General features: G+C 72.2%; 18 protein-coding genes and 1 pseudogene. 9 read left to right on the top strand and 10 right to left on the bottom strand.

Annotated features, from left to right (window positions below; genetic code table 11):
- Window positions 1-83: 83 nt before the first annotated feature.
- From ACWCXC_RS04805 to ybaK, 3 genes are read left to right on the top strand one after another with little or no spacing between them, the layout of a single operon-like run.
- A complete protein-coding gene (locus ACWCXC_RS04805) occupies window positions 84-1,100 on the top strand; it encodes a hypothetical protein (protein WP_450680972.1) in 1,017 nt (338 codons plus the stop codon).
- Between the two features lie 5 nt (window positions 1,101-1,105).
- Window positions 1,106-1,849: an LON peptidase substrate-binding domain-containing protein gene (locus ACWCXC_RS04800; RefSeq protein ID WP_450680971.1), complete on the top strand. Its 744-nt coding sequence runs from the start codon at window positions 1,106-1,108 to the stop codon at window positions 1,847-1,849.
- A 21-nt stretch (window positions 1,850-1,870) separates the two neighbouring features.
- Window positions 1,871-2,374 (top strand): Cys-tRNA(Pro) deacylase, encoded by a 504-nt coding sequence (gene ybaK, locus ACWCXC_RS04795; protein WP_450680970.1) that lies wholly within the window; start codon window positions 1,871-1,873, stop codon window positions 2,372-2,374.
- A 276-nt stretch (window positions 2,375-2,650) separates the two neighbouring features.
- On the opposite strand, the gene ACWCXC_RS04790 is transcribed toward ybaK, so the two are convergent.
- From ACWCXC_RS04790 to ACWCXC_RS04775, 4 genes are all read right to left on the bottom strand, one after another.
- Window positions 2,651-3,433, bottom strand: coding sequence for an ABC transporter permease (locus ACWCXC_RS04790; RefSeq protein ID WP_450680969.1), 783 nt, complete (start codon window positions 3,431-3,433; stop codon window positions 2,651-2,653).
- Between the two features lie 34 nt (window positions 3,434-3,467).
- Entirely contained in the window at window positions 3,468-4,214 is a 747-nt protein-coding gene (locus ACWCXC_RS04785) for an ABC transporter permease (protein WP_450681076.1), read from the bottom strand.
- Window positions 4,215-4,306: 92 nt separating this feature from the next.
- Window positions 4,307-5,281, bottom strand: coding sequence for an ABC transporter ATP-binding protein (locus ACWCXC_RS04780; RefSeq protein ID WP_450681075.1), 975 nt, complete (start codon window positions 5,279-5,281; stop codon window positions 4,307-4,309).
- Between the two features lie 154 nt (window positions 5,282-5,435).
- Complete coding sequence (locus ACWCXC_RS04775; protein WP_450886630.1) at window positions 5,436-6,782, bottom strand: NYN domain-containing protein; 1,347 nt, start codon at window positions 6,780-6,782, stop codon at window positions 5,436-5,438.
- Between the two features lie 261 nt (window positions 6,783-7,043).
- Here ACWCXC_RS04775 and ACWCXC_RS04770 point away from each other — a divergent pair, with 261 nt between their 5' ends.
- Entirely contained in the window at window positions 7,044-7,223 is a 180-nt protein-coding gene (locus tag ACWCXC_RS04770) for a hypothetical protein (RefSeq protein ID WP_450680967.1), read from the top strand.
- 96 nt (window positions 7,224-7,319) lie between these two features.
- On the opposite strand, the gene dnaE is transcribed toward ACWCXC_RS04770, so the two are convergent.
- Window positions 7,320-10,856, bottom strand: coding sequence for a DNA polymerase III subunit alpha (gene dnaE, locus ACWCXC_RS04765; RefSeq protein WP_450680966.1), 3,537 nt, complete (start codon window positions 10,854-10,856; stop codon window positions 7,320-7,322).
- A 179-nt stretch (window positions 10,857-11,035) separates the two neighbouring features.
- On the opposite strand from dnaE, the gene ACWCXC_RS04760 reads away from it, so the two are divergent.
- The 4 genes from ACWCXC_RS04760 to ACWCXC_RS04745 all read left to right on the top strand — a co-directional run bounded on the left by ACWCXC_RS04760 (window position 11,036) and on the right by ACWCXC_RS04745 (window position 15,410).
- Window positions 11,036-12,361, top strand: coding sequence for a DUF2252 domain-containing protein (locus ACWCXC_RS04760; RefSeq protein WP_450680965.1), 1,326 nt, complete (start codon window positions 11,036-11,038; stop codon window positions 12,359-12,361).
- Between the two features lie 99 nt (window positions 12,362-12,460).
- Window positions 12,461-13,192 (top strand): hypothetical protein, encoded by a 732-nt coding sequence (locus tag ACWCXC_RS04755; protein ID WP_450680964.1) that lies wholly within the window; start codon window positions 12,461-12,463, stop codon window positions 13,190-13,192.
- 46 nt (window positions 13,193-13,238) lie between these two features.
- The gene (locus ACWCXC_RS04750) at window positions 13,239-14,054 is read left to right on the top strand and encodes a DsbA family protein (protein ID WP_450680963.1); all 816 of its coding nucleotides are present in this window, start codon (window positions 13,239-13,241) and stop codon (window positions 14,052-14,054) included.
- A 363-nt stretch (window positions 14,055-14,417) separates the two neighbouring features.
- On the top strand, window positions 14,418-15,410 hold the full coding sequence (locus ACWCXC_RS04745; protein WP_450886627.1) for a zinc metalloprotease: 993 nt from the start codon (window positions 14,418-14,420) through the stop codon (window positions 15,408-15,410).
- A 54-nt stretch (window positions 15,411-15,464) separates the two neighbouring features.
- Here ACWCXC_RS04745 and ACWCXC_RS04740 read toward each other — a convergent pair whose 3' ends face one another.
- The gene (locus ACWCXC_RS04740) at window positions 15,465-16,043 is read right to left on the bottom strand and encodes a dienelactone hydrolase family protein (RefSeq protein ID WP_450680961.1); all 579 of its coding nucleotides are present in this window, start codon (window positions 16,041-16,043) and stop codon (window positions 15,465-15,467) included.
- A gap of 62 nt (window positions 16,044-16,105) precedes the next feature.
- Between ACWCXC_RS04740 and ACWCXC_RS04735 the strand changes: the two genes are divergently transcribed.
- Window positions 16,106-17,227 (top strand): mechanosensitive ion channel family protein, encoded by a 1,122-nt coding sequence (locus tag ACWCXC_RS04735; RefSeq protein ID WP_450680960.1) that lies wholly within the window; start codon window positions 16,106-16,108, stop codon window positions 17,225-17,227.
- Between the two features lie 104 nt (window positions 17,228-17,331).
- Here the strand turns inward: ACWCXC_RS04735 and ACWCXC_RS04730 are convergent, their stop codons facing one another.
- The 4 genes and pseudogenes from ACWCXC_RS04730 to lspA all read right to left on the bottom strand — a co-directional run bounded on the left by ACWCXC_RS04730 (window position 17,332) and on the right by lspA (window position 21,171).
- On the bottom strand, window positions 17,332-18,918 hold the full coding sequence (locus tag ACWCXC_RS04730) for a Na+/H+ antiporter (RefSeq protein ID WP_450680959.1): 1,587 nt from the start codon (window positions 18,916-18,918) through the stop codon (window positions 17,332-17,334).
- A 150-nt stretch (window positions 18,919-19,068) separates the two neighbouring features.
- Window positions 19,069-19,542: pseudogene (locus ACWCXC_RS04725) on the bottom strand (GNAT family N-acetyltransferase); the annotation flags it as partial.
- A complete protein-coding gene (locus ACWCXC_RS04720) occupies window positions 19,539-20,480 on the bottom strand; it encodes an RluA family pseudouridine synthase (protein WP_450680958.1) in 942 nt (313 codons plus the stop codon). The pseudogene ACWCXC_RS04725 and the gene ACWCXC_RS04720, both read right to left, overlap by 4 nt.
- A gap of 46 nt (window positions 20,481-20,526) precedes the next feature.
- Window positions 20,527-21,171 (bottom strand): signal peptidase II, encoded by a 645-nt coding sequence (gene lspA / locus ACWCXC_RS04715; RefSeq protein WP_450680957.1) that lies wholly within the window; start codon window positions 21,169-21,171, stop codon window positions 20,527-20,529.
- Window positions 21,172-21,213: the final 42 nt, after the last annotated feature.

The raw sequence follows: 21,213 nt of genomic DNA, 5'->3' as shown, positions 1-21,213 counted from the left end.
GGGGCAACCCTCCCACTCGGCACCAAAGCTTCACAGCACCCCCCTGGCGCTGCCCCGACCAGCGCTTTTCAATGGTCTGCACCATGCCTTTCCTCCGTGCTCTGCTCCGCACCGCGCGCATGGTCCGGCCCGTGCCGGAGCTGCCCGCCGGCTGGCCGGCGGACCATGCGGTGATGCTCGACGCCCCCGACGAGCGGCTGTCGCCCGCCCTGGTGGCCGCGGCCGTCGGGGAGTACGAGCCGGCGGCCAAGCTGCTGGCGACCACCCGGGACGCGGCGGAGTGGGAGCTGCGGGACCGCTATCTCAACCGGCTGGTGGCCTTCGCCAGGAATCGGGACGGCTGGCTGCGGTCCTGGCTGGCGGCGGCCCCGCACGATCCCGACGCCACCCTGGTCAAGGCACAGCTCGTCGTGGAGCGGGCCTGGGACTCACCGGCCCGCGCGGAGCAGCTGCGCGCGGTCGGGCCGGTGATCACGGCGGCGGCGCAGGGCGATCCGCGCGATCCGGTGCCGTGGCGGCTGGCACTGGACCACGCCCGGGGCACCCGGGCCACGCACACCACGTTCGAGGCGCTGTGGGAACAGGCCGTCCAGCGCTCCACCCACCATTACGGCTGCCATGTCGCCGCGCTCCAGTACCTCTCCGCCGCCTGGTACGGCTCGCACCGCGAGTGCTTCGACTTCGCCGAGCGGGCGGCCGAGGACGCGCTGCCCAGCTCGCTGGTGCAGGCGCTGCCGCTGCGGGCCGCCTTCGCCCTGCTGACCGACGCCCCGGCCGCCTCGGCCACCCCGGTGCAGCTGGACCGGACCGACGCCGCCTGCGATCTGGCGATCGCGCTGTCCGCCGCCTTCGCGCCGGGCGACCCGTGGCCGGCCGAGGTCCGCAATCTGCTGGCGTACGTGCTGGTGGCGCGGGGTCGCTGGGCCGAGGCGCGGGAGCAGTTCGAGCGGATCGGGCCGCACGCGTCGTCGTTCCCGTGGGGGGCCGTCTCGGCCGATCCGCTGGGGGTCTTCCTGGACGCGCGGGACGGGGCGCGGCGGCGGGCGGCCGCCAGGAGGCCGTCCGGCGACCGGGGCCGGCCGCGCGGCCATTACGCTTGACCGCTGTGACCACCGCTCGCCTGCCCCTGTTCCCGCTGAACGCGGTGCTGTTCCCGGGCCTCGTGCTGCCGCTGAACGTCTTCGAGGAGCGCTATCGCGCCATGATGCGCGAGCTGCTGAAGACCGACGAGGACGCACCGCGCCGTTTCGCCGTGGTCGCCGTCCGCGACGGCCGTGAGACCGCGCCGACGGGGGCCGGCATGCCGGACGCCGTGACGCTCCCGGCCGAACGCGGCCCGGCCGACGGCTTCGGCCCCGATCCGGTCCAGAGCTTCCACCGGGTCGGCTGCGTCGCCGACGCGGCGAAGATCCGGGAGCGCCCGGACGGCAGCTTCGAGGTGCTCGCGACCGGCACGAGCCGGGTGCGGCTGCTCTCCGTGGACGCGAGCGGCCCGTACCTCACGGCGGAGCTCGAAGAGCTGGAGGAGGACCCGGGCGAAGGCGCGGACACCCTCGCCGACGGCGTCCTGCGGGCCTTCCGCAGCTACCAGAAGCGGCTGGCGGGCGCGAGCGAGCGGTCCCTGACCACGGGGGCGGACCTCCCCGACGAACCGTCCGTCGTCTCGTACCTGGTCGCCGCCGCCGCGGTCCTGGACATCCCCGCGAAGCAGCGGCTCCTCCAGGCCCCGGACACCGCGACCCGGCTCCGCGAGGAGCTGTCCCTGCTGCGCTCCGAGACCGCCGTCATCCGTCATCTTCCGTCGCTGCCCGCGGTGGACCTGACCCGCGCCCCGACCCACCCCAACTGAGCGACCCGGAGCCCCCGTCCCGTGGCGAAGAAGCCGAAGAAGCAGAACCAGTCCGCCGGCACCCCCGCCACGGTCGCGCTGACCGCGGCGGGCACCGCGTTCACCGTGCACGCGTACGACCACGACCCGGCGTCCGCCTCCTACGGCGAGGAGGCCGCCGAGGCCCTCGGCGTCTCCCCCGACCGCGTCTTCAAGACCCTCGTCGCCGACGTCGACGGCCGGCTGACCGTGGCCGTCGTCCCCGTGGCCGGCTCCCTCGACCTCAAGGCCCTCGCCTCAGCCGTCGGAGGCAAGCGCGCCGCCATGGCCGACCCGGCCGCCGCCGAACGCACCACCGGCTACGTCCGCGGCGGCATCTCCCCCCTCGGCCAGCGCAAACGCCTCCCCACCGTCCTCGACGCCTCCGCCCGCACCCACCCCACCATCTGCGTCTCCGCCGGCCGCCGCGGCCTGGAGGTGGAACTCTCCCCCGACGACCTGGCCACCCTGACCGCGGCAACGTTCGCCCCGATCGGCCGCGCCTAGCCCGCTCGCAGCACGGCCCCGGAACCCACCCCGGTCACCACCCAGCCCCACCCGGCAAGCCCGACCCCGTCCGGCACAACCCAGCCCGTCCGGCACAACCCAGCCCGTCCGGCGCTTGAGGACACCCCCACCCGGCACACCCCAGCCCACCCGGTACACCTCCAGCCCGTCCGGCGTTTGAGGACCGGGGGCCCGGGGGCAGCGCCCCCGGTAACGGGAAGGGGCGGGGAGGGGAAAGGCCCCGCGCAGCGGCACCCCCCACACCCCGCCCCCGGCTCACCCCGCGGCGGCCGGCCCAGCGCCCCCGGACGCCCCGTCGCCCCCGGACGCCCCGGGCGCCCCGGACGCCCCGGGCGGCACAGGCGCCCCAGGCGCACCGGGCCCAACAGGCGCACCCGGCCCCCCAACCGGCGCCTCCGGTGCCCCCGGCACCCCGTACACCCCCCACGGCTCCGGATCCCGGGGCCCGAACACCGCCGTCAACCCCAGGTGCACCGCCATCGCCGCCAGCGACCACGCCAGCAGCGCCCCCTTCGCATGCAGCTCCAGCGGCGCGTCGAAGATCACGCCCTTGCCGACCTCCCGCGCGTGCGCGACCACGTCGTCGGTCGGCCCCAGCCGCGTACCGAGCTGCCAGGCGAGCAGCGAGCCGAGCACCCCGCCCACCGCGAGCCCGACGACGAGCGGAATCCCGCCGCGCCGGTGGAACCAGAAGACGAGCCCCGCGGAGACCGCCCCGAACGCCAGGCCCAGCAGCGCGAACGTGCCGTCGGCCCCGATCGCCTCCTCGCCCTCGCTGTCGCTGAGGAAGACCGCGCTGTCGTCGGAGACCAGCGGAACGCGCGGTGCCAGCCAGAGCCAGAGCAGTCCGAGGAGGACACCGGCGACGGTCACGAGGCCCGCGACGACGGCCGCGCGCCGCAGATCCGTACGGAGTGCCCCGTCGTCCTCCGTGGGCGGGGTCCAGGGATGGGACCCCGTACGGCCGTCCCCTTCCGGCGGCTTCTGCCACGGGTCGTGGGGCGAGGGCTGGTGCGGCGGCGTCAGAGGTGCGGTCACCGTGCCATCGTGCCAGGCGCCCCCGCCCGCCGCCTCACCGGACCGACGCCCTGCGGTACGCCCAGGCCGCCACGGCCAGCGAGAGGACGCCGACGGCCGCGCAGACGCCGAGGTCGAGGGCGACGACGGCCCAGTCCGGCCGGGCGTCGAAGGAGTGGGAGAGCGCCTCGACCCCGTACGTGGAGGGCAGCAGGTCCCGCGCCCAGTCCACCGGCCCGGGCAGCCGGTCGGCCGGCAGGACGCCCAGCAGCAGCGCCGCGGACATGCCGAGCTGACCGAGGAGCGTGGCGAGTTCCTGGCGCGGGGCGAGCAGTCCGAGCGCGGCGCCGAGCCCGGAGAGGGCCGCCCCGGAGAGCGGGACGACGGCGACGAGCACCCAGAGATGGGCCATCGGCAGCCCGAACAGCAGACTGCCGGCCACGGCCGTGACCACCGTGCCGGGCACGGTGAAGGAGGCGTACGCGCCGGCCGCGCCGAGCACTACCGCCGCGGGCGGCACCGGCAGCGTCGCGTAGTGGTCGAGCCCGCCCGCCGCCCGCAGCTGCCCGAAGTACTGGGCGAGCAGGTTCAGCGCGACGAAGGCGACGACCAGGACGCTGGATCCGGCCACCACCGCACGGGCCTCGGCACCCCCGTCCACGACCCCGCGCATCAGGACCATGATCCCGACGGACTGGAAGGTCGCCACGAAGAGCAGCGGGATCCGGGCCACCCGGGCCCGGCTCAGCTGCGCCCGGTAGACCGCGGCGAGGGAGGGGAAGAGCCGGGCCCGGGGCGCCAGCGGCGCGGGCCCGGCCCCCGGGGCGCTGCCGCCCCCGTGTGTCCCGGCCGTTTTGTCCGTGCCGGCCGCCCCGGCCACCGCACTGATCGCGTTCACGCCTTCACCAGTCCCTGGGTCGCTCCCCCGCCGAGCGCGAGATAGACATCCTCCAGGCTGGGGGTCGCCAGGGTGAAGTCGTCGAGTGCGGCGAAGGCCGCGCCACCGGTCACCGCGGCGACCGCGGCCCGCGCCTCGTCGGGCCCGAGCCGCAGCACCCAGCGGCGCCCGGACTCCTGGGCCGAGGCCCGCAGAGCGGCCACCTCGGGCACGTCCAGCGGCGCCCGCTCGCGCCACACCAGCTCCACCCGTACCTCCCCGGCGACGCGTTCCTTGAGCCCGGAGGGGGTGTCGCAGGCGATGACCCGGCCGTGTTCGACGACGGCGACCCGGTCGAGCACGGTCTCCGCCTCGATGACGTTGTGGGTGACCAGCACCACCGTCGCTCCGCGTTCCGCGCGCCGCCGGTCGACGGCCGCCCAGACGGCGCGCCGGGCGACGGGATCCATGCCGGTGGTCGGCTCGTCGAGGATCAGCACCGGCCGCTCCCCGACCAGCGCGGCGGCCACGCACGCGAGCCTGCGCTGCCCGCCGGAGAGCTTCTTCAGCGGGCGCGCGGCGAGTTCGGTGAGGCCGAGTTCGGCGAGGACGGCGTCGCGTTCGGCGCGGGCCTCGCGCACTGGCAGGCCCCGGAGCCGGCCGGTGGTCTCGGCGGCGAGCCCGACCGTCAGTTCGTCGAGCGCGGTCGACTCCTGGCCGAGGTAGCCGATGAGCCGGGCCGCCCGGTCGGGGTGGCGCACCAGATCGTGGCCGAGGACGTGGACGGAGCCCGCGTCGGGCCGCATGAGTCCGGTGAGCTGGCGGACGAGGGTGGACTTCCCGGCGCCGTTGGGGCCGAGCAGCCCGAAGATCTCGCCGCGCCGGACGTCCAGGCTGATGCCGTCGGTCGCCCGCACCTCGGGCGTGGCGGGCGCCCCGCGCCGGCCCCGGGCCGCGGGGTAGGTCTTCACCAGATCCCGCACCGCGCACACGGTGCCGTCCGCCGTCTGCGCCTGTGCTGTGCCCGTACTCACGAGGTACGAGGGTACGGGGTCGGGAGAGCCGCACGACGCCCGGGGCCGCACCGAACGGGCACCGACGCGGGGGACGCGGATGGGGTTGAGCGCCCGGGATACCGATGCGGTCTCAGTCGCCGGCGGAGACCGCGCGCTCCGGCTGTCCGGCGCCGGGGTGCCGTTCCGCGGCCAGGGCGTGCTTCTCGCCCGCGGGGGCGTGCTCCGGTTCCGTGGTGACGTCGATCTCGCGCCAGAAGCCCGCCCGGATCGCGTAGCGGTCGTGCTCGTCGATCTGGTCGTCCTTGTGGGCGAGGAGTCCGAAGCGGGCGGCGTAGCGGAGCAGTTCGCCGTCGATGCGGTGCGGGATGCGCGGGTAGAGGGCCGACAGCTTCGTGACGTGGACCGGTTCGGGCAGCCGTGCCATCCAGCGGCGGGCGAAGACCTGGCCCACCTCGAAGGGGTCGCCGCCGACCGTGGTGATGTCCTCCTCGCGGTCCGCCCAGCGCTGCTCGGCGCTGGTGAGCTGCGCGAGCGTGGGCAGGGACGCGGTCTCGGGCGGTTCGCCGACCGGACCGCCGCGCTCCACCCAGCCCCGGTCGGAGGACCACCGCAGGGTGGCCCCGGCCGGAGCGGCGACGGGGTGCGGGGCGGCGGGCTGGTGGCCGGGGCCGCGCAGGGTGCCGGCGAGGTCCTTGGGGGTGGGGACGCCCCGGCCCCCGTGGCCCTGCGGGGCGGGGCCGGGGGCCGTGCCGGACGGGGTGGCGGTCCCGTCCGGGGCGGCGGCCTCGCCCCGCGTCTCGGAGGCCCGTTCGGCGGAGGCCCGTTCGGCGGAGGCGGCGAGGGCGGACTCGGGCAGCGGGGCGGAGAGGATCGCGGCGATCTCGGGGCGCGGCACGGGCGGGGGCGCGCAGCCACCGGTCTCCTTGGCGCGGACGGCCTGGGTGATCCAGGCGCGGTCCAGGACGCGGCGTTCGTCGGCCTCGGCGACCAGGTCCTCGGACTGGTTGTAGTCGCCGTCGGCGGCCTGGACGGCCCAGAGGTGGACGGCCACGCCGTGTTCCTTGGCGGACATCAGTCCGGGCAGAAGGTCGCCGTCGCCGGTGACCAGGACGACGTCGGAGCAGGCACGGTTCCGGGCGAGTTCGGTCAGCTCGGCGTGCATGGCCGCGTCGACGCCCTTCTGCGCCCACCGGCCGTCGCTGCGGGTGAGGGCGCCCAGCCGTACGGTCACGCGGGGCATGACCCGCAGTCTGCGGTGTTCGGGCTGGGGTACGCGGTCGGGGGCGCCGTCGAACCAGTAGATCCGCAGGAGCGGCTGGGCGGTGTCGGCCTCGGCCCGCTCGCGCAGCCCCTGGATCAGGGCGGCGTGGTCGACCGTGATGCGGGACCGGGCGGGCTCCCCGGCCAGCAGGCTCGCGGCCGCGCCCAGCAGATAGCCGGCGTCCACCAGGACGACGCAACGGTCCACGCGTTCCACCCTCTTCCAGGAATTCGGGAACGGCTCCGGCGGATCCGCCTCCTCGGGGGAAGGGGCGGGCCGCTCACTCAGGGTTTCCTTCGAGTCTGCCCGACCACGCGGAGGTTAACGGCCGGAACTGGATCATCGGCGTGGCGGATCGCGAAAAGGGCGCATCATACCCCCTCACTACGCACGGTAATGATCCAACATGCGATGTATATCCGATTATGTGAATCTGACAGCGGTCCTGGCCCCGAGAGTCCCCACAGGAGGAACACCATGGCCAAGAACAAGAACCGCAAGCAGGGCGGACAGCAGGTTCGCGCGTCCGAGTCGGAGCGGGGCGCGCAGGACGCGCGTTCCACCTCCTTCGAGTCGCAGAACCAGTCCCAGGCGCAGGCCCAGGGCAGCCCTGCCGATGTTGCGCGTAAGCATCAGCGGCGCTTCGGCCACAACTGACCGGACTTCTCCGGTACGGCCACAGGCCGGTAGCCGGGAGGGGCGCACCCGCTGTCGCGGGGCGCCCCTCCCGTGCGTACGGACGCGGGCGGCGGCTCAGCCGGCCAGGCAGGACGGGCCGAGGAGCACCTTCAGGTCGCCGAAGAGCGCCGGGTCGGGCTGCACCCGGTGCCGGTCGAGCCGGAGCACGGTGGTCTTGCGGGGGCCCTGGAGCTTGATCCGGACCTCGGTGTTGCCCCGGTGGTTGCTGAGCACCTCGCCGAGCCGGCTGACCATGGGCGGGGTGATCTTGACCGTGGGGATGGTCAGGACGACGGGCGCGTTGGTCCCCGCCGAGGAGAGGTCCGGGACCTGCATCTCCATGGCGACGAGCCGGGGGACGTCCTCGCGCTTGTCGAGCCGCCCCTTGACGAAGACGACGGTGTCCTCGACGAGCTGGGTGGAGACCAGCTGATAGGTGGCGGGGAAGAACATGCACTCGATCGAGCCGGCCAGGTCCTCGACGGTGGCGATGGCCCAGGCGTTGCCCTGCTTGGTCATCTTGCGCTGGAGGCCGGAGATGATGCCGCCGATGGTGACGATCGCGCCGTCGCTGTGCTCCCCGCCGGTGAGCTGGGAGATCGCGGCGTCCGACTTGTCGCTCAGGACGTGCTCGATGCCGAAGAGCGGGTGGTCGGAGACGTAGAGCCCGAGCATCTCGCGCTCCTGGGCCAGCAGATAGGACTTCTCCCACTCGATGTCGGAGAACTCCACGTCGAGCCCGAAGGCCGGCTCGTCGCTGCCCTCGTCGCCGCCGCCGAAGAGGTCGAACTGCCCCTCGGCCTCCTTGCGCTTGACCTGCACCACGTTGTCGATCATGGACTCGTGGTGGGCGACGAGGCCCTTGCGGGTGTGGCCCATCTCGTCGAAGGCGCCGGCCTTGATGAGCGATTCCACCGTGCGCTTGTTGCAGACGACCGCCTCGACCTTGTCCAGGAAGTCCGGGAAGCTACTGTACTTCCCCTTCGCCTTGCGGCACCGGATGATCGAGTCCACGACGTTCTGGCCGACGTTCCGGACGGCCGTCAGACCGAAGAGGATGACGTCGTCGCCCTGGGCGGCGAAGTTGGACTCGGACTCGTTGACGTTCGGCGGGAGCACCTTGATGCCCATGCGGCGGCACTCGTTGAGGTAGACCGCGGACTTGTCCTTGTCGTCCTTGACCGAGGTGAGCAGCGCCGCCATGTACTCGGCGGGGTAGTTCGCCTTGAGGTAGGCGGTCCAGTAGGTGACCAGTCCGTACGCGGAGGAGTGCGCCTTGTTGAAGGCGTAGCCGGCGAACGGCACCAGCACGTCCCAGAGCGCCTTGATCGCCTCGTCCGAGAAGCCGTTCTTCTTGGCGCCCGCCTCGAAGAGGACGAAGTTCTTCGCCAGCTCCTCGGGCTTCTTCTTGCCCATCACGCGGCGCAGGATGTCGGCCTCGCCGAGCGAGTAGCCGGCGACGATCTGGGCGGCCTTCTGCACCTGCTCCTGGTACACGATCAGGCCGTAGGTGAGGCCGAGGACCTCCTTTAGGGGCTCCTCCAGCTCCGGGTGGATCGGGGTGATCTCCTGGCGGCCGTTCTTGCGCTCGGCGTAGTTCGTGTGCGAGTTCATGCCCATCGGGCCCGGCCGGTAGAGGGCCGAGACGGCGGAGATGTCCTCGAAGTTGTCGGGCTGCATCTGGCGGAGCAGGGAGCGCATCGGTCCGCCGTCGAACTGGAACACCCCGAGCGTGTCGCCCCGGCAGAGCAGCTCGTAGGTCTTGGGGTCGTCCAGCGGCAGGGCGAGCATCTCCAGGTCGATGCCCTTGTTGGCCTTCACCATCTTGATGGCGTCGTCCATGATCGTCAGGTTGCGCAGGCCGAGGAAGTCCATCTTCAGCAGGCCGAGCGACTCGCACTGCGGGTAGTCCCACTGCGTGATGGTGACGCCGTCGGTGTGCCGCACCCAGACCGGGGCGTGGTCGACGATCGGTTCGCTGGACATGATCACGCCGGCGGCGTGCACGCCCATCTGCCGGACCAGTCCCTCGACGCCCTTCGCGGTGTCGATGACCTTCTTGACGTCCGGCTCGCTCTCGTACATCCCCCGGATCTCGCCCGCCTCGCTGTAGCGCGGGTGCTTGGGGTCGGTGATGCCGCTGAGGTCGATGCCCTTGCCGAGGACGTCGGCGGGCATGGCCTTGGTGAGCCGGTCACCCATCGCGTACGGGTAGCCGAGGACGCGGGCGGAGTCCTTGATCGCGTTCTTGGCCTTGATCTTGCCGTAGGTGCCGATCATGGCGACCTTGTCGGCGCCGTACTTCTCGGTGACGTACCGGATGACCTCCACGCGCCGGCGTTCGTCGAAGTCGATGTCGACGTCGGGCATGGAGACGCGCTCCGGGTTGAGGAAGCGCTCGAAGATCAGCCCGTGCTGGATCGGGTCGAGGTCGGTGATGCCCATGGCGTACGCCACGATCGAACCGGCCGCGGAGCCTCGGCCGGGGCCCACCGCGATGCCGTTGTTCTTGGCCCACATGATGAAGTCGGCGACGACGAGGAAGTACCCCGGGAACCCCATCTGGATGATGATGTCCATCTCGTACTCGGCCTGCTTCTGCCGGTCCTCGGGGATCCCGCCCGGGTAGCGGCGGGCCATGCCCGCCCGGACCTCCTCCTGGAACCAGGTGACCTCGGTGAAGCCCTCCGGGATCTCGAACTTCGGCATCAGGTCGCGCTTCTCGAACATCCCGGTGGTGTCGATCTGCTCCGCGACCAGCAGGGTGTTGGCGCACCCCTGCTGCCAGGCGTCCGAGGAGTCGACGGCGTACATCTCGTCCGTCGTCTTGAGGTAGTAGCCGGTGCCGTCGAAGCGGAAGCGGTCGGGGTCGGAGAGGTTCTTGCCGGTCTGGATGCAGAGCAGCGCGTCGTGCGCGGTCGCCTCGCTGGCGTAGGTGTAGTGCGAGTCGTTCGTCACCAGGGGCGGGATGTTCAGCTTCTTGCCGATCTCCAGCAGCCCGTCGCGGACCCGGCGCTCGATCTCGATGCCGTGGTCCATCAGCTCCAGGAAGTAGCGGCCCTCGCCGAAGATGTCCTTGTAGTCGGACGCGGCCTGGACGGCCTCGTCGAACTGGCCGAGCCGCAGCCGGGTCTGCACCTCGCCCGAGGGGCAGCCGGTGGAGGCGATCAGGCCCTCGGACCACTGGGCGATGGTCTCCTTGTCCATACGCGGCCACTTCTGGAGCCAGCCCTCGGCGTAGGCGTCGGAGGAGAGCTTGAAGAGGTTGTGCAGTCCGGTGTTGTTCGCCGCCCAGATGGTCTTGTGGGTGTAACCGCCGGAGCCGGAGATGTCGTCGCGCTTCTGGTGCGGCTGGCCCCAGAGGACCTTGCGCTTGTGCTTGCGCGACTCGGGCGCGACGTACGCCTCGATGCCGATGATCGGCGTCACGCCGGCCTTCTTCGCGGAGTGGAAGAAGTCGTACGCCCCGTGCAGGTTGCCGTGGTCCGTCATCGCGATGTGCGACATGCCCATCTCGTTGCACGCCTCGAACATGTCCTTGAGCCGCGCGGCACCGTCCAGGAGCGAGTACTGGGTGTGGACGTGAAGGTGCGTGAAGGGCGGCTTGGTCACGGCGCTGTGCCTCCGGGGAACACGGGATGACGGCTGGGGGGACAGCGTGGAAGTCTACGTCTCCCGGGTCACGAGTGACGGGCACTCCGCGATACGGTCGCGCGTTGGAAGGGCGGGGACACCCGTCCCTTTTGTCATGTACGTCGTCATGCAGGCCCGGTACCAGGAGGCACCCAGAGATGTCGGACACGCAGACCGGCGCGGAGCGGCGCGGGGAGCAGATCCTTGAGGTCTTCGACACGGCGTTCGGCGAGCTGCTGGCGGCCGACCCGGCCGCCTTCCGGGTGAAGTTCCGCAAGATGGCGGGCTCGGCCTTCGCCTTCTACCGGGGCACCGCCTGCCTCTTCTACCACGACCTGGCGCGCGAGCGGCACGGCGGTCCGTACCTCGACGAGCGCACCGGCCGGGTGTGGATCCACGGCGATCTGCACGCGGAGAACTTCGGCACCTACATGGACGCCAACGGCCGGCTGATCTTCAATGTGAACGACTTCGACGAGGCGTACGTCGGCCCCTTCACCTGGGACCTCAAGCGCTTCGCCGCCTCCGTCGCCCTGATCGGGTACGCGAAGGCGCTGGGCGACGACCAGATCAGCGATCTGGTCCGGGTGTACGCGGCGGCCTACCGGGAGCGGATCCACGCGCTGGCGACCGGCGCGAAGAGCACCGAGGTGCCGCCGTTCACGCTGGACACCGCCGAGGGCCCGCTGCTGGGCGCGCTGCGCGCCGCCCGCTCCCTGACCCGGTTCTCCCTGCTGGACTCGATGACCGAGATCCGGGAGTACGAGCGCCGGTTCACGGAGGGCGGCGGCGCGATCGACCTGGACGCGGCCACGCGCTACAAGGTGCTCGCCGCCTTCGACGGCTATCTGGAGACGCTGCCCGAGTCCAGCCTGACCCGCCCGGACTCCTACCGGGTCAAGGACGTCGTGGGGCGGCGCGGGATCGGCATCGGCTCGGCGGGCCTGCCCTCGTACAACATCCTGCTGGAGGGCAACAGCGACGCCCTGGAGAACGATGTGGTGATCTATCTCAAGCAGGCGCAGACCCCTGCCGTCTCGCGCCACATCACGGATCCGGCGGTGCGGGGCTACTTCCAGCACGAGGGGCACCGCACGGTGATCTCGCAGCGCGCCCTCCAGGCGCACGCCGACCCGTGGCTGGGCTGGACCGAGCTGGACGGCGCCGGCCAGCTGGTCGCCGAGGTCTCGCCGTACGCGGTGGACCTCGACTGGTCCGACATCGACGAGCCCGACGAGATCGCGGCGGTCGTCGCCGACCTCGGCCGGGCCACGGCCACGATGCACGCGGCGGCCGACGACGAGAGCGGCCACTCGCTCGTGCCGTATTCGACGGAGCGGGCGATCGACGCGGCCGTCGCCGCCGACGAGGAGGGCTTCGGCGAGCTGCTGGTGGACTTCGCCCACTCCTACGGGGCGCGGGCGCGGGCCGACCACCAGATCTTCGTGGACCTCTTCCGCAACGGGCGCATCCCCGGGCTGTGAGCCCCGGGACGCCCGGCGGCCCCCGCTCCGTGAGCCTTCCCACAGGCCGGGGCCCCCTTTAGCGTTCGCTTACAGGTTCGCATGCGACACTCCTCGACGATGGACATATCCGGGACGCAGCTCAGGGTCGTGCGCGCGGCGCTTTTCACGGCGCTCGTCGTGACGCTCTCGGCTGCCTCCCATGTGCTGCTCTCCCGGGTCCCGCTGCCGCTGACCCTGGTCGCGGTGGCGGCCGGCGCGGTCTTCGTGACCGCGTTCGCGCTGGCCGGCCGGGAGCGCGGCTTCGGGGCGATCGCCGGGCTGCTGGTCCCGCTGGAGCTGGCCGCCGACACCGTGTTCACCACCGGACAGCACGTCTGCTACGGCGCGGCCGGCGGCCCGATAGCGGGACCGCTGCGCTCGGTCGGGGTCGATGTGCTCTGCGGCGGCGGTGATGTCGGCCCGGCCGCGCCGGGTCTCGGCGGCGTCGGTGACATGAGCACCCCGCTGAGCTCGGTGACCGCGGGCGGCCACGGCGCCGCCGCGCTGCTGGCCTCGCCGGGGCCTCTGGTGCCGTGGCTGCTGCTGGCCGCGCATGTGACGGTCGGGCTGCTGGCGGCCGCCTGGCTGCACCGTGGCGAGAAGGCCCTGGCCGGTCTGCTGGGGGCCGCCGCCCTGCTGGCGTTCCGCCCGCTGCTGATCGCGGTGGCCGTCGCCGGGGCGGCCGGCCGTTCCGTAGGCGGCGTGGCCTCGGCCCTCGGCCGGGGCCCGCACCCGCTGCTCCGCGCCCGGCTCCTCGTGCACTCCGTGGGACGGAGGGGACCGCCGCGCTCGGCCTGCGTCACCGCCTGAGCCAGGACCCCTTTCCCGCACCACCCGCACCCACGGAGACCTCACCATGAGCAAGCGCAACAGCCAGGCCAACAAGTCCGCCGCCCGCGAGCGGATGCGCATCGAGCGCGAGCGCCAGGCCAAGAAGGACAAGGCCCGCCGCCAGGTGGTCGTCGGCGTCTCGGTCGTCGCCGCCCTCGCCGTCGCCGGCGGCGTGGCGTACGGCGTCATGGAGATGAACAAGCCGGGCCACTGGGAGGACGCGGCCAAGTCCAGCAGCGTCACCGCCCCGAAGAACACCACGGGCACGAACGGCACCACCGTCGTGATCGGCAAGGACTCCGCGAAGAAGACCCTGGAGCTGTACGAGGACTCCCGCTGCCCGATCTGCGCCTCCTTCGAGCAGACGGTCGGCGAGACCGTGCACAAGGACGTGGACGCCGGCAAGTACAAGGTCAAGTACGTCGGCGCCACGTTCATCGACAACAGCGACAACGGCGAGGGCTCGAAGAACGCGCTGAGCGCCCTGGGCGCGGCGCTCGACGTGAGCCCGCAGGCCTTCCTCGACTACAAGGCCGCGCTCTACTCGGCGAAGTACCACCCGCAGGAGACCGACGACAAGTTCAAGGACGACTCGTACCTGATCGAGGTCGCCGACACGGTGGACGCGCTGAAGGGCAACGCCGCCTTCCGGAAGAACGTCAAGGACGGCACGTACGACGCCTGGGCGATGAAGATGTCCGCCACCTTCGACAAGAGCGGCGTCCAGGGCACCCCGACCCTGAAGATGGACGGCAAGACGCTGACCGGTTCGGACGGGAAGAACGCCCCGATGACCGTGGCGGACTACACCACGGCGATCACCGCCGCGCTGAAGGGCTGACCTCCGCGGAGGCGTACGAAGGGCGGCGCGGACCCCGTGGGGTCCGCGCCGCCCTTTCGCATCCCCGCCCCGAACGGAGCGTCGAATTCCGGCCAGCGCGGCGCGTGTTGACGGGGTATGACGGTCCCGCGTCGGGCGTTTTTCGGTACGGATCCAATGCGGACACACCACCCTCAAGATCGACCCATGAGATGACGTCCGTCTCTCAAACTCCGGGAAGGGCAGAAGATTTTCTTCCTGATGCACCGATTCGCCCCATGAATGATTGGGCCGAATCGATTCTCCCCCGTACGTGACATGCCCACGTAATCTCCCGGCGGCAGGTGAGGAAATCCCTCCCCCACACATCCGCTAGGAGTCCTCGTGCGCACTCTTGCCCGTGTATCCCCGCTCCTGCGCCACCGTGCCCTCGGTACGGCGGTGCTGGCCGGGACCCTGGCCCTGGCCCCCCTCACCGTCTCCTCCGGCGCCTCCGCCGCCTCCGGCACCACGACCGCGGCCTCCGCCGCCGAGGACTGTGCCGGCACCACCGCCCCGGCCGCCGCCCGCGAGGCCCGCCCCTCGGGCACGAAGCACGCCTCGGACCCCAACGAGCTGTCCGCCGCCCAGGCCGCCGCCATGGACCAGCAGATGCGGCAGAGACTCGCCGAGCGGCGCGTCAGCGGCCCCTCGCTGGCCGCCGGCGCGACCATCCCGGTGTACTTCCACGTCATCCACTCCGGCACCACGGGCAAGCTCAGCGCCTCCGCCATCAGCTCCCAGATGAGCGTGCTGAACGCCGCGTACGCCGGCCAGGGCACCGGCAACACCCCCACCGGCTTCCAGTTCACCCTGGCCGGGACCGACTACACGGACAACGCGTCCTGGTACAACCTCTCCGACGGCACCACCGCCGAGCGGTCCATGAAGACGGCCCTGCGCAAGGGCGGCAAGAACGCGCTCAACATCTACACCGCCAACCTCGGCGGCGGACTGCTCGGCTGGGCGACCTTCCCCAGCTCCTACAACTCCAGCCCGTCCATGGACGGCGTGGTGATCCTGGACGCCTCTTTGCCGGGCGGCTCCGCCACCAACTACAACCAGGGCGACACCGCGACGCACGAGGTCGGCCACTGGATGGGCCTTTACCACACCTTCCAGGGCGGCTGCAACGGCAACGGCGACTACGTCTCCGACACCCCGGCCGAGAAGACCCCGGCCTACGAGTGCCCGACCGGGCGGGACTCCTGCACCAACAAGACGGGCGTGGACCCGATCCACAACTTCATGGACTACACGTACGACTCCTGCATGTACCAGTTCACGGCCGGCCAGGTGCAGCGGATGAGCGACAGCTGGACCGCGTACCGCGGCTGACCACCGCACACACAGGGGCCCCGCGCACCGGCGCGGGGCCCCTCTCGCATGTCCTCAGAGTGTGGCGAGGAAGCCGATCGCGACCCTCCAGGCCAGCTCCGCCGCCTCCGGGTCGAAGTCCGGCAGCTCCGGGTCGGTGAACAGGTGCCCCGCGCCCGGGTAGCGGTAGATCTCGACGTCGGCGCCGGTCCGCCCCATCTGGAGATACCAGGAGTTCAGCCAGTCGGCCGTCTCGAACACATCGGGGTCCGCGACGTGCAGCTGCACCGGGAGCTCGTCCACCGAAGCGTTCTCGGCGATGTCCGAGGTGCCGTGGAACAGCAGCAGCCCGCGGGCCTTCGCGTCCCCGAGCGCCAGCGTCTGGGCGACGGACGCGCCGAGCGAGAACCCCGCGTAGACCAGCCCCCGGTCCGAGTAGGGCGCGGCGGCCAGCACGGCACGCTTCAGCAGCTCCTCCTTGCCGGTCTCCTCCTTGAAGGCCAGCCCCTCCTCGACGGATTCGAAGGTGTGTCCCGCGAAGAGATCGGGCACGTGCACCTCATGCCCGACGGCACGCAGCCGGTCGGCCGCCGCGTGCACCGCGGGGCCCAGGCCGTACGTCGAGTGGAAAAGCATGATGTTCATGGGGCCCATGGTGCCAGCCGGGGCCCCGAGCGCCGGACAGGCCCCACGGCCGGAGGAGGGAGAGCGACCGCATGGAGAACGTACTGCGCCCGGTGATCGTCCTCGGCGGAACCGCCGTGATCACCCTGGTCGCGGGCTGGCTGCTGGACCTCCTGCTCAGACGGGCCGACGGCCGGCACCACGAGACCCCGCTCTGGGGGCTGCTGCGGCGCTGCCGGGTCCCGTTCCAGCTGACGCTGGCCACGGCCCTGATCCGGGCGACGTACACCCACACCCGGCTCGGCCTGGTCCTCGACCACCGCACCGGCATCGGCCAGATCCTCACCCTGGTGCTGATCGGCGCCTCGGCCTGGCTGGTGGTGCGGATCGCCGTGGCGATCGTGGACTCGGTGTACGCGCGCTACGCGGCGAACACCCGGGACCCGGCGCGGGTGCGGCGCGTCCGGACCCAGGTGACGCTGATCCAGCGGGTGGTCATCGCGATCGTGACGACCGTCGCCGCCGCCGCGATGCTGCTGACCTTCCCCGCGATGCAGACGGTCGGCACCTCGATGCTGGCCTCGGCCGGGCTGCTGGGCATCGTCGCCGGTGTCGCCGCCCAGTCCACCCTGGGCAATCTCTTCGCGGGTCTGCAGATCGCCTTCGGCGACATGGTGCGGATCGGCGACACCGTCGTGGTGGACGGGGAGTGGGGCACGATCGAGGAGATCACCCTGACCTTCCTCGCGGTGCGGACCTGGGACGAACGGCGGATCACGATGCCGGTCTCGTACTTCACCAGCAACCCCTTCGAGAACTGGTCGCGCGGCGGGGTCCAGATGACCGGTTCGGTCTTCTTCCACCTCGACCACGCGGCACCGGTGGCCTCGATGCGCGAGCGGCTGCGCGACATCCTGGGCGAATGCGCGGCCTGGGACGGCCGCGACTGGTCGCTGGCGGTCACCGACACCACGCCCTCCACGATCGTGGTGCGCGCGGTCGTGACGGCGAAGGACGCGGACGACATCTGGACCGTGCGCTGCGTGGTGCGGGAGCAGTTGATCGGCTGGCTGCGCGACCACCATCCGTACGCCCTGCCGAGGATCGCCACGGCTCCGGCGGTGCTGCCCGACGGCGACACCTGGCCGAGCGTCCAGGGGCCGTCCGAGAAACCCCCGGGCTGGGGCCGCGCCCCGCGCACCGGCCGCGGCTGACGCGCACCGGTCCGGGGGCGACGGCTCAGGGGCGGGCTCCGGCAGACCGGCTCCGGGGCGGGACCGACTCCGAGGACGGGACAGGCTCCGAAAGGCGGGCCCCGTCAGTGCAGGCTGCGGACGTCCAGTTGGCGCAGCACCCGGTCGACGACCTCGGGGTCGACGCCGGCCTCGTTGCGGGCGGAGAGGACCGCGTGCCGGGCGGCCGACATCATCTCGCGCTGGACCCGGCCGACCGCCTTGAACCGCTCCGCGCGCTGGGCGTACGCCTCGCGCCGTTCCTCGTCGACCATGTCCGGGCTGATCCGGGCCCCGACGTCGTAGGCCAGCCGCTGGATCCGCTCCACCATGTCCTCGGGGAAGTCCTCGACCTGCTGGATCTCCTTGAAGCGCTGCCGGGCCGCCGTGGCCGCCCGGATCGCGAGGTCCCGCTCCAGCGCCGCCTCGGCCTCGGTGTCCGCGCGCACGTGGAGCCGGCGCACCAGCCAGGGCAGCGTGAGGCCCTGGAAGACCAGGGTCACCATGATCACGACGAACGCGATGAAGACGATCTCCTCGCGCCCCGGGAAGGGCTTCCCGTCGTCCGTCCGCAGCGGGATCGCCAGGGCCAGGGCGACGGACGCCACCCCGCGCATCCCGGCCCACCACATGACGACGGTCTCCCGCCAGCCGGTGGGGATGTCCTCGCTGACGTCGCGGCGGCGGTGCAGCCGTTTGGCCAGCCAGGTCGCCGGGAGCAGATAGAGCAGCCGTGCGCCGACGACCACCGCGCACACGGCCAGGCCCCAGCCCACCATCTCCCACCGGCGCCCGGCGGCCGTGCCGAAGACGTTGTGCAGTTCGAGGCCGATGAGCCCGAAGGCGACCCCGGTGACGAGGGTGTCGACGATCTCCCAGAAGGAGCGGCCGGTGAGCCGCCCGAGGACGTCGTCGGCGTCGGCGGTGTGCTCGGCGAGGAACAGCGCGGTGGTCAGGACGGCCAGCACGCCGGAGCCCATCAGCTCCTCGGCGAGCACATAGCTGACGAACGGCACGAGCAGGGTGAGCCCGACCTGGAGGGTGGCGTCGGCGAGCAGGCCCATCAGCTTGAGCGTGAGCCAGGCCACGGCGAGGCCCACGGCCACGGCGACGACCGCGGAGAGCGCCAGCAGCCCGAACGCCTCGGGCAGCGAGAAGGTCCCGCTCACCGCCGCGGCGATCGCCACGTGGTAGAGCACGATCGCGGTGACGTCGTTGAAGAGCCCCTCGCCCTCCAGGATCGAGACGAGCCTGCGGGGCAGCCCGACCGAGCCGGCGACCGCGGTGGCGGCGACCGGATCGGGCGGGGCGACCAGCGCGCCGAGCGCCACGGCCCCGGCCAGCGGCAGACCCGGGACGATGGTGTCGGCGACCGCGGCCACCGCCGCCGTGGTGAGGAAGACCAGCGCCACGGCCAGCAGGAAGATCGGCCGTTTGTTGGCCGCGAACTGCCGCCAGGAGGTGCGCTGCACGGAGGCGTAGAGCAGCGGCGGCAGCAGCGCGGGCAGGATGATCTCGGGCGGGACGTCCACGTTGGGCACGAAGCTGAGAAAGGCCATCACGACGCCGACCAGCGTCATCAGCACCGGCGCGGGCAGCCCGAGCCGGTCCCCGAGCGGCACGGTGACCAGGGCTCCGAGCAGCAACAGGAGCAACAGGGTCATCTGTTCCACGAGGGGCCTTCCGCAGCGCGCCGACCCGGCCGCGGTCCGGCCGGACGGGGATCACCCTGCCACGCGGGACCCCGGATCCCGGGTCACACCCCGCTCGCGTCCCGGCTGCACGCCGGTCCGGTCGGCCCCTGCGGACACGGCCGGGGCGTCCAGCGCGCGGCGCATCGCCCGGTGCGGGATGCCCGCGTCCGGGAACTCCGGGCCGTACGCGACGTAGCCGAGCCGTTCGTAGAAGCCGAGCGCGTGCGTCTGGGCGTGCAGGTCGACGGCGGCGAGACCGAGGGCGCGGGCGGCGTCCTCGATGGCCCGCACCAGCGCCGCGCCGACCCCGAGGCCGCGGGCCTCCCGGGTCACCGCGAGCCGGCCCAGCGAGCCGACCGTGAGATCGCCGCCGGTCTTCGACTCGGTGCCGGGGCCGTGCAGCAGCCGCCCGGTGCCGAGCGCCGTGCCGTCGGCCGCGACGGCCAGGACGTGCACCGCGTCCGCGTCGTAGGCGTCGTACTCGATCTCCTCGGGCACGTTCTGCTCACCGACGAAGACGTCCTTGCGGAGCTGGAAGCACGCGGCGCGGTCCCGCTCGTCGGTGACCGTGCGGGTGGTGTACGCGAGGGGGGCGGCGCTCATGCGCTCTCCGCCGCGATCCGGTCCAGCGCCTGCTGGAGGTCCTGCGGGTACTCGCTGGAGAACTCCACCCAGCGGCCGTCGGACGGGTGCTCGAAGCCGAGCCGGACCGCGTGCAGCCACTGCCGGGTCAGCCCGAGGCGCTTGGCCATCGTCGGGTCGGCGCCGTAGGTGAGGTCGCCGACGCAGGGGTGGCGGTGGGCGGACATGTGCACCCGGATCTGGTGGGTGCGGCCGGTCTCCAGCTTGATGTCCAGCAGGCTGGCCGCGCGGTACGCCTCGACGAGGTCGTAGTGGGTGACCGAGGGCTTGCCGTCGGCGACGACCGCCCACTTGTAGTCGTGCTGGGGGTGGCGGCCGATGGGGGCGTCGATGGTGCCGCTCATCGGGTCCGGGTGGCCCTGGACCAGCGCGTGGTACTTCTTCTCGACGACCCGGTCGCGGAACTGGGCCTTCAGCAGGGTGTAGGCGCGCTCGGACTTGGCGACGACCATCAGCCCGGAGGTGCCGACGTCGAGGCGGTGGACGATGCCCTGGCGCTCGGCTGCGCCCGAGGTCGAGATCCGGTAGCCGGCGGCGGCCAGACCGCCGATGACGGTGGTGCCGGTCCAGCCGGGGCTCGGGTGGGCGGCGACGCCGACCGGCTTCACGATCACGACGATGTCGTCGTCGTCGTGGACGATCTCCATGCCCTCGACGGGCTCGGCGACGATCTGCACCGGGGCGGGGGCCTGCGGCATCTCCACCTCCAGCCAGGCACCGCCGTGCACCCGCTCGGACTTGCCGACCACGGACCCGTCCACCTGCACCTTCCCGGCGGCGGCCAGCTCGGCGGCCTTGGTGCGGGAGAAGCCGAACATCCGGGAGATGGCGGCGTCGACGCGCTCGCCCTCCAGACCATCGGGGACGGGCAGGGTGCGGACCTCGGGTTGCGTACTCACCAGTCGAGTATGCCTTGCCCCCGCCGGTCCCCGTTCCCGGAGGTCGTCAGTCCTTGTGGACGGTCCCGTCGGGGTCCAGGCCCTTGAAGGAGAGCAGGACGATCAGGATGCCGCCGCAGACGATGGCGGAGTCCGCGAGGTTGAAGACGGCGAAGTGCGCGGGGGCGATGAAGTCCACGACCGCGCCCCGGAAGACGCCGGGGGCCCGGAAGACACGGTCGGTGAGGTTGCCGAGCGCACCGCCGAGCAGCAGTCCGAGGGCGATGGCCCAGGGCAGGCTGTAGAGCTTGCGGGCCAGCCGGGCGATCACCACGATGACGGTCGCCGCGATGACGGTGAAGACGATGGTGTACGCCTCGCCCATGCCGAAGGCGGCCCCGGAATTGCGGAGCGCGTCCAGCTTGAGCCAGTCGCCGAGCAGTTCGACGGGCTCGTGGTGCTCCAGCTTCGCCACGACGAGGAGCTTGCTGCCGAGGTCGATCAGATAGGCGAGCACGGCGACGCAGAAGAGCAGGATGATCCGCCGCCGGCGCGTGGCCGGCGAGCGGTCGACCGCCGCCTCGCTGTCCTGTCCCTCCGGCTCGGCGGCCTCCGGGGACGCGTGCGGGCCGGTCTGCTCGGGACCGGCTCCTTCGCGTCCCTCGGCCTCGGGGGTGTCCGGCGTACCGATGATGCGCTCCGCCTCTGCCACGTGAATCCCTCAACCTCGTTCCGACTGAGGACGAGGGTACGG

This window comes from Streptomyces sp. NPDC001515 (assembly GCF_053597115.1).
Note: the sequence above shows the minus strand (reverse complement) of the source record. Positions and strands in the feature narration are given on the sequence as shown.